The 11818-nt window shown below is 63.9% G+C and carries 10 protein-coding genes; 7 read left to right on the top strand and 3 right to left on the bottom strand.

Annotated elements, in window-relative coordinates; all coding sequences use genetic code 11:
- Window positions 1-18 precede the first annotated feature (18 nt).
- The gene (locus tag PSQ39_RS20570) at window positions 19-1674 is read right to left on the bottom strand and encodes an AMP-binding protein (protein ID WP_273929377.1); all 1656 of its coding nucleotides are present in this window, start codon (window positions 1672-1674) and stop codon (window positions 19-21) included.
- 162 nt (window positions 1675-1836) lie between these two features.
- Here PSQ39_RS20570 and PSQ39_RS20565 point away from each other — a divergent pair, with 162 nt between their 5' ends.
- A complete protein-coding gene (locus tag PSQ39_RS20565) occupies window positions 1837-2484 on the top strand; it encodes a TetR/AcrR family transcriptional regulator (protein ID WP_273929376.1) in 648 nt (215 codons plus the stop codon).
- Between the two features lie 39 nt (window positions 2485-2523).
- Window positions 2524-3822, top strand: coding sequence for a branched-chain amino acid ABC transporter substrate-binding protein (locus PSQ39_RS20560; protein WP_273929374.1), 1299 nt, complete (start codon window positions 2524-2526; stop codon window positions 3820-3822).
- 37 nt (window positions 3823-3859) lie between these two features.
- Here the strand turns inward: PSQ39_RS20560 and PSQ39_RS20555 are convergent, their stop codons facing one another.
- Complete coding sequence (locus PSQ39_RS20555) at window positions 3860-5995, bottom strand: TonB-dependent receptor family protein (protein WP_273929372.1); 2136 nt, start codon at window positions 5993-5995, stop codon at window positions 3860-3862.
- A 393-nt stretch (window positions 5996-6388) separates the two neighbouring features.
- Between PSQ39_RS20555 and PSQ39_RS20550 the strand changes: the two genes are divergently transcribed.
- Complete coding sequence (locus tag PSQ39_RS20550) at window positions 6389-6865, top strand: Lrp/AsnC ligand binding domain-containing protein (protein ID WP_273929369.1); 477 nt, start codon at window positions 6389-6391, stop codon at window positions 6863-6865.
- 85 nt (window positions 6866-6950) lie between these two features.
- Here the strand turns inward: PSQ39_RS20550 and PSQ39_RS20545 are convergent, their stop codons facing one another.
- A complete protein-coding gene (locus PSQ39_RS20545; RefSeq protein WP_273929368.1) occupies window positions 6951-7691 on the bottom strand; it encodes a YggS family pyridoxal phosphate-dependent enzyme in 741 nt (246 codons plus the stop codon).
- A 39-nt stretch (window positions 7692-7730) separates the two neighbouring features.
- Between PSQ39_RS20545 and PSQ39_RS20540 the strand changes: the two genes are divergently transcribed.
- The 4 genes from PSQ39_RS20540 to PSQ39_RS20525 all read left to right on the top strand — a co-directional run bounded on the left by PSQ39_RS20540 (window position 7731) and on the right by PSQ39_RS20525 (window position 11597).
- Complete coding sequence (locus PSQ39_RS20540) at window positions 7731-8774, top strand: type IV pilus twitching motility protein PilT (RefSeq protein ID WP_273929366.1); 1044 nt, start codon at window positions 7731-7733, stop codon at window positions 8772-8774.
- A gap of 52 nt (window positions 8775-8826) precedes the next feature.
- On the top strand, window positions 8827-9456 hold the full coding sequence (locus PSQ39_RS20535) for a cyclic nucleotide-binding domain-containing protein (protein ID WP_273929364.1): 630 nt from the start codon (window positions 8827-8829) through the stop codon (window positions 9454-9456).
- Between the two features lie 15 nt (window positions 9457-9471).
- Entirely contained in the window at window positions 9472-10608 is a 1137-nt protein-coding gene (locus PSQ39_RS20530) for a PilT/PilU family type 4a pilus ATPase (protein WP_273929363.1), read from the top strand.
- Window positions 10609-10682: 74 nt separating this feature from the next.
- Entirely contained in the window at window positions 10683-11597 is a 915-nt protein-coding gene (locus PSQ39_RS20525; RefSeq protein ID WP_273929361.1) for an NAD(P)-dependent oxidoreductase, read from the top strand.
- Window positions 11598-11818 lie beyond the last annotated feature (221 nt).

Genomic DNA, 11818 nt, shown 5'->3' with positions numbered 1-11818 from the left:
GGGCCGAGGGCGGCCGGTTCAGGACGGATCTTTGAGCAGGCGGCGCAGCACCTTGCCCGCACCCGTGGTGGGCAGGGCGGTGATGAAGCGCAGCTCGCGCGGCACCTTGTAGGGCGCCATGTTGGCACGCGACCAGGCGATCAGCTCGGCCGCGTCGACCTGCTGACCGGCTTTGAGCACAATGAAGGCCCGCACCACCTCGCCCTTGTCGGGGTCCGGCACGCCCAACACGGCCGCCTGAGCCACGGCCGGGTGTTTGATGAGCAGGGTCTCGACCTCTTCAGGGAAGACGCTGTAGCCCGAGACCTTGATCATTTCCTTGAAGCGGCCGATGAAGGTCAGGTAGCCGTCGGCGTCGAGACGGCCCATGTCACCGGTGTGCACCCAGCCCTCGCGCAAGGTCTTGGCCGTGGCCTCGGGCTTGTTCCAGTAGCCCTTGAAATTGCCCGGGCTGCGCAAGATGATTTCACCCACCGTGTCGGATGGCAGCACGGCCCCGCTGTCGGGGTCGATGATGCGGATCTCGGTGCCGGGCACCGGCTTGCCATGCGCGCCCCAGCGGATGGCGTCGTGCGGCATGTAGGTGTCGGCGGTGTGGGTTTCGCTGAGGCCGTAGGCGGCCTCAAAGCAGTGGCAGTTCGGCGCCAGCGCCTGCCACTGGCGCGCCAGGGCCTCGGTGAAGGTGATGCCAAAACTGGTCACGGGGTTCATGCGCAGTGCTGACCAGTCCAGGGCCGCTGCGCCGGGCACCTGCATCACCGCCACATTCATGGGCGCGATGCTGTACCACCAACTGACCCGGTACAAGGCCAGCGCCTGGGCCACGGCCAGGGGGTCGAAGCGGTGCAGCAGCACGGTGGTGGCGCCGCTGTAGACCGCCACGTTGATGCCCATCAGCATGCCGGCAATGTGGTACAGAGGCGCCACGGCCAGCAGCACATCGTCGGGGCCCACGCCGTTGCAACTGGCCGCGGCGTGGGTTTTGAAGACCGCGTTGCCGTAGCTGAGCATGGCGCCCTTGGGCAGGCCGGTGGTGCCCGAGGTGTAGGTCATCAACGCCACCTCGTCGGCGCTCACGCGGACCGGCGTGGGGCGCGCGCCCGACAGCGCCACCGCCCAGAAATCTTCACCGCCGGCGGGCCATGCCTGTGGCGCCGCCTGCTGGGCCACCAAGTCGGTGGGCACCGGCAGGCTGGGCTGGGCCGGCAGCAGCTCGGCCTGGCGCACAACGAACACATGGGCCAGGGCGGTCTGGGCGCGCACCTGCTCGACCACGGGCAGCAGCACGTCGGCCGCCACGATGACGCGGGCCTGCAGATCCTGCAGCTGGTAGCTGAGTTCGTGCTCCTTGTTGAGCGGGCCACAGGGGCAGACGATGGCCCCGATTTTTTGAATGCCGAAGTGCGCCACCACGTACTGCGGGCAATTGTTGAGGAACAGCGCCACCGGCTCGCCACGGGCCACGCCCAAGGCCTGCAGGCGGGCGGCAAAAGCGTCGCTGGCCTGGTCCAGCTCGGCCCAGCTGAGGCTGCGGCCATACCACTGGTAGGCGGTGCGGTCGGGCTGGCGCCGCGCATGTTCACGCAAGCGCTCATGCAGGGGCTGGAAGGAAGCGGAAGCTAGATCGGGGGCGGCAGCAGGCAAGGCTTGCCCCGGTTGCGCAGTCTCGGCCATGGTGTTTGTCTCCTGAGCGGAAGGTCGGTCGCCGGTTCTCAGGGTTTGCGATAGGGCCGCCCACCCGCCAGCGTCTTGCCAATATATACCCACGGGTAGAACAATGCTACCCATGGGTAGAACACAAGTGACAAGCCCGCATTCAAAGAACAAGGAAGGCGCATGAAGCCAGCACAGGCCCGACCCCGTGGCCGCCAAAAGGCCGACAACGCCCAAACCGATGAGAAGCGTGAAAGCATTCTGCAGGCCGCCGAAGGCCTGTTTGCGCGCCAGGGCTACGCCAACACCACGCTGGCCCAGATTGCCGAGCAACTGGGCGTGACCAAGCCCTTCGTCTACTACTACTTTCACAACAAGCAAGAGATCTTCGAGACCCTCTCATGGCGCCCCGCCGTGGCCTGCTTCACCAGCATGGACTTCCCACCCGACGACCTGCGCCCCGCCCACGTCAAGGTGTGCGATGGCATCGAGCGCTTGATCCGCGCGACCTTGGCACACCACCCCGCGGCCTTCTTTCCCTACCGCGAGCCGCAGGTGTACCGACCGGCCTACTTGGCCGCGCAAAAAGAGTTGGCCACGCACTTCTATGACCAGTTGTGCGCCTTGCTGGAGCAAGGGCGGGCCGAAGGCATGTTCGACTTCAACGAAACCCGCATCACCGCGTTGGCTGCCTGCAGCCTGCCTGGTTTTCTGTACAACTGGTACCGCCCCGAGGGCCGGCTTTCGCCGGACGAGGTGGTGCGCGAGTTGACCCCCCTGGCCTGGCGTGTGCTGGGCCTGCGCCGCAGCCGACGGCGCCTTCAACCCTAGACGGCGCAGACCGTTCCACCCCTGTCCGGAGACATCGCCATGCCTTTTGCTTCTTGCCCACCCGCCCGCCCACCGCGGCACCTCCTGCGCCACCTCAGTGCCAGCACCCTGCTGAGCCTGGCCGCTGCGGCCCAGGCGGCTGACCCGGCGACGTTCAAGATCGCCTACATCGATCCGCTGTCGGGCCCGTTTGCCAACGTGGGCGAGCTGATGCTGCTGCACACCCAGTACGCGGTGGACGAGATCAACGCCAAGGGCGGTGTGCTCAAGCCGGGGCCACAAGGCGTCAAGCTGCAGCTGCTGCAGTTCGACAGCAAGCTGTCGGCACAGGAGAGCCTGAGCGCCCTGCAAGCCGCCATCGACCAAGGGGCGCGCGCCATCATCACCGGGGGCTCGGGCTCCTCGGTGGTGTCGGCCCTGGTGCAGGCCGCCGCCAAGCACAACGAGCGCAACCCGGATCGGGCGGTGCTGGTGCTCAACCACTCCTCCATCGACCCCGACCTGACAGGCAAGAGCTGCAATTTCTGGCACTTCCAATTCGAGGCCAACACGGCCATGAAGATGAAGGCGATTGCCAACACCATCAAGAAGCAGCCCAGCATCCAGAAGGTCTACCTGCTGAACCAGGACTACGCGCACGGCAAGCAATGGGCGCGCTACGGGCAGGAGCTGGTGGGCCTGGCTCGGCCCGACATCCAGTTCGTGGGCGACACCCTGCACCCCATTGGCCGGGTCAAGGATTTTTCGCCCTACGTGGCCAAGATCAAGGCCAGTGGGGCCGATTCGGTGATCACCGGCAACTGGGGCCAGGACATGACGCTGCTGCTCAAGGCAGCGGGCGATGCGGGTTACAAGCTGCGCTACTTCAACCACAGCGCCGGCTCGGTGCCGGGCACGGTGCTGGCCGTGTCGCAGGCCAAGATGGGCGAGCTGACCTGGGTCGCCGAATGGCATCCGGGCCAAGCCGATTCAGCCCGGGTGGACGCGCTGGCCAAGGCCTACCGTGCCCGCACCGGCAAAGACTTTCTGGCACCGCGCATCGACATGACGCCGCGCTTTTTGGCTGCCGCCATCCAGAAGGCCCAATCGCTGGAAGCACGGCAGATCGCACGCGCGCTGGAAGACCTGAGCCTGGACACCGTGGTCGGCCCGGTTCGCATGCGTGGTGAAGACCACCAGGCTTTGCTGCCCCAGGTGGTCAACACCATCGCGCCGGTGGATGGCAAGGCCGTCAAACTGGGCTGGGAAGGCACGAATTACGGCTTTCGGACCGACGCGCTTTACAGCGGCAACGAACTCGCCCAGGGCACGGAGTGCCGCATGGCGCGGCCGCAGTGAGGTGACATGGGGCCGGTTGGCGGTCGCCGCACAACGCTCAATACCGCCACAAGGCCTTGACCCCCAGCAGCCATTGGCGCCCGGGGGCCGGCTCATAGAACTGGCTGTTGGCCTGGTTGACGATCATCGATCCCACATAGGACCGATTCAAAAGGTTGTCTACCCGCACAAAGCCCGTCACCAAGCAAGGCCCCAGCTGCTGGCGGGTCAACCAACGCGCGTTGAGCCATCCGTAACCCGAGGCCCAAGCGGTGTTGGCATCGTTGCCCGCCATGTTGCCCACGGCGCGGCCCTCGATGGCGAACTCCCAGGCCTTGTCGGCGCGCTGCCACAGCAGTTCGGTGTAGAGGCTGCGCCCGGCCACACCGGGGATACGCCGGCCCGCTGCGATGGTGACTGGGCTGCTGCCCGCGTAGCTGGTGTAGGGCGTGTCCACCGTGGCGCGCATCAGGGTCAGCGCGCTGTTGAGCTGCAACTGCCGGAGCAGGTCCACATGGGCGCTGAATTCGAGGCCTTGGCGACTGGTTTGGGGCGTGTTGGTGAAGGCGGTGCGGCCACCATTGCTGACGCCGATCACCAAGTCGTTGCGGGTGCGGGCATCGAACCAGGCGGCCTGCACACGGGCGCCGTCGGCCAGCTCGCTTTTCAGGCCCAGCTCCCACTGACGCGTGCGCGCAGCCTGCAAGCCGAAGTTGCCGGCGTTGGGTACGCCGCTGTTGAGCAAGGTGGCCGGGTTGTAGGCCACTTGGTTGAGCGTGGGGGTGTCCCAGCCAGTGCCGAAGGCGAGGTAGACATGGGTGTCGTCGCGCACATGGTGCTGAGCCGACAGCAGGCCCGTGGTCGCGTTGTAGCGGCTCTGCCCGCTGCCGGGCTGGGCGTTGCTGCTGGTCGATCCCAACTCGGTGTGTGACTGGCGCAGACCGGCACCGAGGGTGCTGCGCGGCTCGGGCCGCCACTCGGTCTGCAGGTAGCCGTCGAGGTTGCTCGCGTACTGGCGCAGGTCCTGGTGGCTGGCGGCGGTTGGCAAGGCGATGCCCGCCATGTTGTTGGCGGTCAGTCGGCGGTCGCTGTTGCGGTTGGTGTCCAACCCGGCCACCCAATGCCAGGGACCACCCGCCAGTTGATCTTGGTGGCGCCAATGGGCGTCTACGCCATAAAAAGTGCGGGACAACTTGATGACGCCATTGCTGGCCGGGGTGGCACCGCTGGCAGCGCTGCCGGCCAGGAACTGGGTGGTGCGGCGCTCGCCGTAGTAAGGCGAAATCACCACGGTGTTGAGACCGTCGACCTGCTGGGTCAGCACCAGGCCGTACTGGGTCTGGTGCACGGATTTGCGGGTGTCGTAGGCGAGCGCGTTGTGGCCAGCCTGGCGCTCGTTTTGCTGCCACTGCGTGCGCGTCAAGCCCAGCGGGTCTTGTGCGTTCAAAGACACGGTGTTGGCCACCAGTTGGACCTGGGTGCCACGCCCCAGGTCCAGCTTCAGCTTGGCATTGCCGTTGCTGCGCGTGGCGGCACTGTGCTGGCGAAAACCATCGCTGTGCAGACGACCGGCGTCCAACAGGTAGTTGATCCCGTCTTGCTCGCCGCTGGCTTTGATGCCGCCCTTGTCAAAGCCGTAGGAGCCGGTCTCCTGGTAAGGGGTGAGCTGCTGACCTGCTTGGCCCTGTTCGGTGAAGACCTGGATCACCCCGCCAGAGGCGTTGCCGTAAAGGGTTGAGAACGGTCCGCGCAGGACCTCGATGCGCGCGGCAGAGGCCAGGTCGATGTGCGAGATCTGACCCTGCCCATCGGCAACAGTGCCGGGGATGCCATCGACCAGGATGCGCAGGCCGCGCGCGCCAAAGGTGGAGTTGGCACCGAAGCCGCGCACCGAAATTTGCAGGTCCTGGGCGTGGTTGTGCCGGTTCAGCGCCGACACACCGGGCACGCGCACCAAGGCTTCAGAGAGATGGGCCTGGGCCTGGCCCTCTTGAATCTGGTCCTGCTGAATCAGGCTGATCGAGGCCGCTGTATCCATGGCCTTTTGCTCACTGCGGCTGGCCGACACCACCACGTCCGACAAGGTCTGTGCGCAGACCACGCCGCCGCCCCAACACAGCAAGGCAGCCAGCGCCGCGCGGGGATTGAACCGCGCGTGAACGACGCGCGCGCGGTGGGGGGGAGGAGGGAGCATCGCGTCTCCTTGGATCGGTCCACGGGCCCAGTGCGTCTGGCATGAAGGCTCTCGCCGCTCGGTCACTGGTGCGCCAGTGTGCCGCAGAGTTCATGGCGACAATCTGGCCCTGGCACCGCTTTGGTGGGGGGCTCCACGGAGGACTTTGCGCGCCAAAGCCCTTTGCGCCACGGGGCCCGGACATGGCATGCACAGCGACAGCCCCGTCTTTGGCCCGGGGCCGTGGGCATGGTCATTCGCCAGTCGGGCGTCCATGTCGAATGGACGGCGATACCTGAGCAGCTCTGCCCGGCGCTCTCTGCTTCACGCAGGGTTCACCGACGAACTCACGGGCATTTCAGTTTCATCCAGGTGACTTTCTCCATAATCGGGCAGCCTCACCACCAAACGCCCATGAACTCCCCCCTGCCTGAACTGGACCGCATCGACCTGAAGATCCTGCAAGCCTTGCAGCAAGATGGTCGCCTGTCCAACCTCAAATTGGCGGAGAGCGTGAGCCTGTCGCCCACGGCGGTGCTGGCGCGCGTGCAGCGGCTGACCCGCGAGGGCTACATCCTCGGCTACGAGGCGCGGCTCAACCCACTCAAGCTGGGCGCGGCGATGATGGTGTTTGTCGAGGTGCTGCTGGACCGCACCACACCCAATGTGTTCGATGAGTTCCAAGCGGCCGTCCAGGTGCGCCCAGAGATCATGGAATGCCACATGGTGGCGGGTGGCTTTGACTACCTGCTCAAGACGCGCATGGCCGACATGGCCTCCTACCGCGCCTTTGCTGGCACCGTGCTGTGGCAGCTGCCGGGGGTTCGGGAAACCCGCACCTACGCGGTCATGGAAGAAGTGAAAAACTCCACCCATTTGCGCCTGCTCTGAGCCGGGCCGGTTCCAGGTCACCGGCCGGTGGGCCCGGCCACATCACAGGGCTGACCCCGGCGCGCTTCAACTGGTTCGGGTTCGCTCAAGTCGCGGCAGGGTAACTGCGCCCACCAAAAATAGCCGAGCCCACCCGCACCATCGTGCTGCCCGCATGGATGGCCGCCTCCAGATCGCCCGTCATGCCCATGGACAGGGTGTCAAAGTCGGCGGAACCGGGCAGGCCCTCCTCCAGCAAGGTCTGACGCACGAAGTCGAACAACGCTCGCGCCTGCAGGTGCACTTGCTTTTGCGACTCGAAATCAGGTTGAGGTTCCGGGATGGTCATCAGGCCGCGCAGGCGCAGCCGGGGCAGGCCCAGGACCGCGCGGGCCAGGGGCAACACCTCTTGGGGCGCCAGTCCGGATTTGTTGGCGCCGCCGTCGATGTTGACCTGCAGGCAAACCTGCAAGGGGGCCTGGTCGTCACCGCGTTGCTCATTCAGGCGCTGGGCGATCTTGAGCCGATCCAGGGTGTGCAGCCAGTCAAAATGGGTCGCCACCAGCTTGGTCTTGTTGGACTGCACCGGACCAATGCAATGCCACGCCGGGCGGGGCAGGAGGGGATGGGGCGGGGCGTCCAAAGCCGCCATCTTGTCCACGCCCTCTTGCAGGTAGTTCTCGCCAAAAGCCGTTTGGCCAGCCGCGGCCGCCTCGCGCACAGCCTCGGGACCGAAGGTCTTGGACACGGCCAGCAGCTGCACAGAAGCAGGGTCACGGCCGGCGTCTTGGCAAGCCTGGTGAATGCGATCCCGCACCAGGTGGAGCTTGTTAACAATCATCGTCATAATTGCCTCAGAGCGTAGCAAACAACCAAGAGGGAATTCGTGGACATCACCCAGTTACTGGCTTTCAGCGTCAAAAACAAGGCGTCTGACCTCCACCTCTCGGCCGGGCTGCCGCCCATGATCCGGGTCCACGGCGACGTGCGCCGCATCAATGTGGATGCGCTGGACCACAAGACCGTGCACGCCATGGTGTACGACATCATGAATGACTCGCAGCGCAAAGCGTATGAAGAGTTTCTGGAGGTCGACTTTTCGTTCGAGATCGAAGGTCTGGCCCGCTTCCGGGTCAATGCCTTCAACCACCAGCGCGGCTCGGGCGCGGTGTTCCGAACCATTCCGTCCAAGATCCTGACGCTGGAGCAACTCAACGCGCCCAAGATTTTTGCCGACCTGGCCCTCAAGCCCCGGGGCTTGGTCTTGGTCACGGGCCCCACAGGCTCGGGCAAGTCGACCACCTTGGCCGCCATGGTCAATTACCTCAACGAAAACGAGTACGGCCACATCCTGACGGTGGAAGACCCGATCGAGTTTGTGCACGAGTCCAAGAAGTGCCTGATCAACCAACGCGAGGTTGGCCCGCACACCCTGAGCTTCAACGCGGCGCTCAAGTCCGCGCTGCGTGAAGACCCGGACGCCATTCTGGTGGGTGAAATGCGCGACCTGGAAACCATCCGCCTGGCCATGACCGCGGCGGAAACAGGGCACCTGGTGTTTGGCACGCTGCACACCTCGAGCGCGGCCAAGACCATCGACCGGATCATTGACGTGTTCCCGGCGGAAGAAAAAGAGATGGTGCGCGCCATGCTGTCTGAGTCGTTGCAGGCGGTGATCTCACAAACCTTGTGCAAGACCAAGGACGGCCAAGGCCGCGTGGCCGCGCATGAAATCATGGTCGGCACCAGCGCCATCCGCAACCTGATCCGCGAGGCCAAGGTGGCGCAGATGTATTCCGCCATCCAGACCGGCAACAGCATGGGGATGCAGACGCTGGACCAGTGCCTGAGTGACCTGGTGCGGCGCAACGTCATCAGTCCAGCTGAAGCGCGCGGCAAGGCCAAGGTACCGGACAACTTCCCGGGCTGAGTCCGCCAATCCGCCCCCAGCTCACAAGACAAAACTAAAAAAGGGAGTCACCATGAAAGGCATTCTGGGTCTGCTCAAGCAAAAGACCGCCCCACGCCCCGAGGAAACGCAGGACTCCATCCTGTTCTCCACCGCCTTCGCGGGCCAAGGCGTGGACCAGTCCATGCTGGTGCCCTGGGAAGCGCGAGCGGTTGAAGTGGGGGCCAAACGCCTGTCCGCCTCACGGGGCAGCAAATTGCTGCAGAACCTGTGGGCCAAGGACAAGTACATGGCCTTGCTGCAAGCCAACGGGGTGGAACGCATGGAGCGCTTCTTCGTGTTTGCCACCGTACCGGCCAACCGCGACCTGATCCTTCAAGACGAATATGGCAACTTCATGGTGGTGCTGCTCACCGGCACCATCGCCGTGGACCGGGCTCAACCTTGGGGTGAGCATCTGCGCTTGGCTGAAACACGTCCGGGGGACATCCTGGGCGAAATGTCACTGCTAGACAGTGGCATTCGGTTCTCGGCCTGCACCACCTTGACCGACTGCGAGGTTGCGGTGCTCAGCGCCGAAGCCTTGGACGACATGATGACGCAAGACCCGCAACTGGCTGCCAGCTTGGTGGCCTTGCTGGCCCGCAAGTTGTCGCTGCGCTTGCGGGTGGTGAGCGCCCGCCTCAGCGACAACCACAAGTAAACAGGATATCTGCACATGGAACGTGATCAGGCCAGTAAGTTCATCAACGACCTGCTCAAGCTGATGGTCAGCCGCAACGGCAGTGACCTTTTCATCACCGCTGACTTTCCGCCTGCGATCAAGGTAGACGGCCGCATCACCAAGGTGTCGCCCCAGCCCTTGGCGGGGACGCACACCATCGCGCTGGCCCGCTCCATCATGAACGACAAGCAAGCGGCGGAGTTTGAGCGCACCAAGGAATGCAACTTCGCGATTTCGCCGGCGGGCATTGGCCGCTTCCGCGTCAACGCCTTCCTGCAACAAGGCAAGGTGGGCATGGTGCTGCGCGTGATCCCTATGACCCTGCCCACCATCGACCAACTGGGCCTGCCCCAGGTGCTCAAGGAAGTGGCCATGACCAAGCGCGGCCTGTGCATCATGGTGGGGGCAACGGGCTCAGGCAAATCGACCACCCTGGCCTCCATGGTGGACTGGCGCAATGAGAATTCTTATGGGCACATCATCACGGTGGAAGATCCGGTGGAGTTTGTGCACGCCCACAAGAACTGCGTGGTGACCCACCGCGAAGTGGGGCTGGACACCGACAGCTGGGAGGCCGCGCTCAAAAACACCTTGCGCCAGGCCCCTGATGTGATCCTGATGGGGGAGATCCGCGACCGCGAAACCATGGAGCACGCCGTGGTCTTCGCCGAGACCGGTCACCTGTGCCTGGCCACCTTGCACGCCAACAGTGCCAACCAGGCGCTGGATCGCATCGTCAACTTCTTCCCTGAGGAGCGGCGTGCCCAGTTGTTGATGGACTTGTCGCTGAACCTGCGCGGCATGATCTCGCAACGCCTCATTCCCAAGCAAGACGGCAAAGGCCGGGCAGCGGCGGTCGAGGTGATGCTCAATACCCCCTTGATCTCTGATCTCATCTTCAAAGGCGAGGTCTCTGAAATCAAGGAAGTCATGAAGAAGAGCCGCAACCTGGGGATGCAAACCTTCGACCAGTCCCTGTTCGACCTGTACGAAGGCAACGTGATCACCTATGAAGATGCGCTGCGAAACGCCGATTCGCTGAACGACCTTCGCTTGCAGATCAAGCTCAACAGCCAGCGAGCACGCAATCAAGACCTTTCAGCCGGTACCGAACACTTCGCCATTGTTTAATCTACAGCGCCCGCCAGCGCCTGAAGGCGGTGGCGGGCGTTTTCATGTCACCCACACGAGCTCATTGAAACCACATGTCTAGCACCAACGCACGCGCTTACGACGCCATCTCCTCGCAAAAAGTCGCTTTCATCGGCTTGGGCGTCATGGGCTACCCCATGGCTGGCCACTTGGCGCTGGCCGGCCACCAAGTCACTGTGTACAACCGCACGCCGGCCAAAGCCGAAGCCTGGGTCCAGGAATTCTCCGGCACCGCAGCCCCCCGGACGGCAGCCACGCCCCGCTTGGCAGCGCAAGAGGCCGACCTGGTTTTTTGCTGTGTCGGCAATGATGAGGACCTGCGCTCGGTCACCTTGGGTGCCGATGGCGCTTTTGCGGGCATGAAGCCGGGAGCTGTGTTCGTGGATCACACCACGGCTTCAGCCGCTGTGGCGCGGGAGCTGGCCACTGCCGCACGTCAAATTGGTCTGAAGTTTGTTGATGCACCTGTGTCTGGCGGCCAAGCCGGTGCTCAGAACGGCGCACTGACCGTCATGTGTGGGGGGGACAGCGCCGCTTTTGAAGCAGCCCGCCCCGTGGGCTTGGCTTTTTCCCGCGCATTCACCCTGCTGGGTGAGAGCGGTGCCGGGCAATTGGCCAAGATGGTGAACCAAATCTGCATTGCGGGCCTCGTTCAAGGTCTGTCTGAAGCCATTTCCTTTGGCCAAAAGGCGGGCCTCAACATGGAACAGGTACTGGATGTGATCGGCAAAGGGGCTGCCCAAAGCTGGCAGATGGACAACCGTGGCAAGACCATGGTGGCCGACAAGTTCGATTTTGGTTTCGCTGTGGACTGGATGCGAAAAGACTTGGGTTTGGTGTTGGACGAAGCCAAGCGCAATGGTGCTCGCCTGCCCGTGACTGCCTTGGTCGATCAGTTTTATGCCGATGTCCAGCAAATGGGTGGGCAGCGCTGGGACACATCCAGCCTGATCAAACGTTTGAAGTAATTGGCGACGCTTCTGGGCGTCATTTTTCCAACAAGAACAGCTCCTTTGGGAGCTGTTTTTTGTTGTGGGGTGTGGTGAGCTTGCCTGCTCTGCGTTTGGCGTTTGGCGTTTGGCGAGAGAGGGGGTAGTGGTTTTGGAGTCCCCAAAGACAAAACCCCCGCCCAGTAAAGGGAGGGGGTTTTGAGGGCTGTAATAGCCTGACGATGACCTACTTTCACACG

Source organism: Curvibacter microcysteis, from assembly GCF_028649455.1.
GTDB classification, from domain to species: Bacteria; Pseudomonadota; Gammaproteobacteria; order Burkholderiales; family Burkholderiaceae_C; genus Curvibacter; species Curvibacter microcysteis.
The sequence above is the reverse complement of the archived record's forward strand: the minus strand, read 5'-3'. Positions and strand labels throughout refer to the sequence as shown.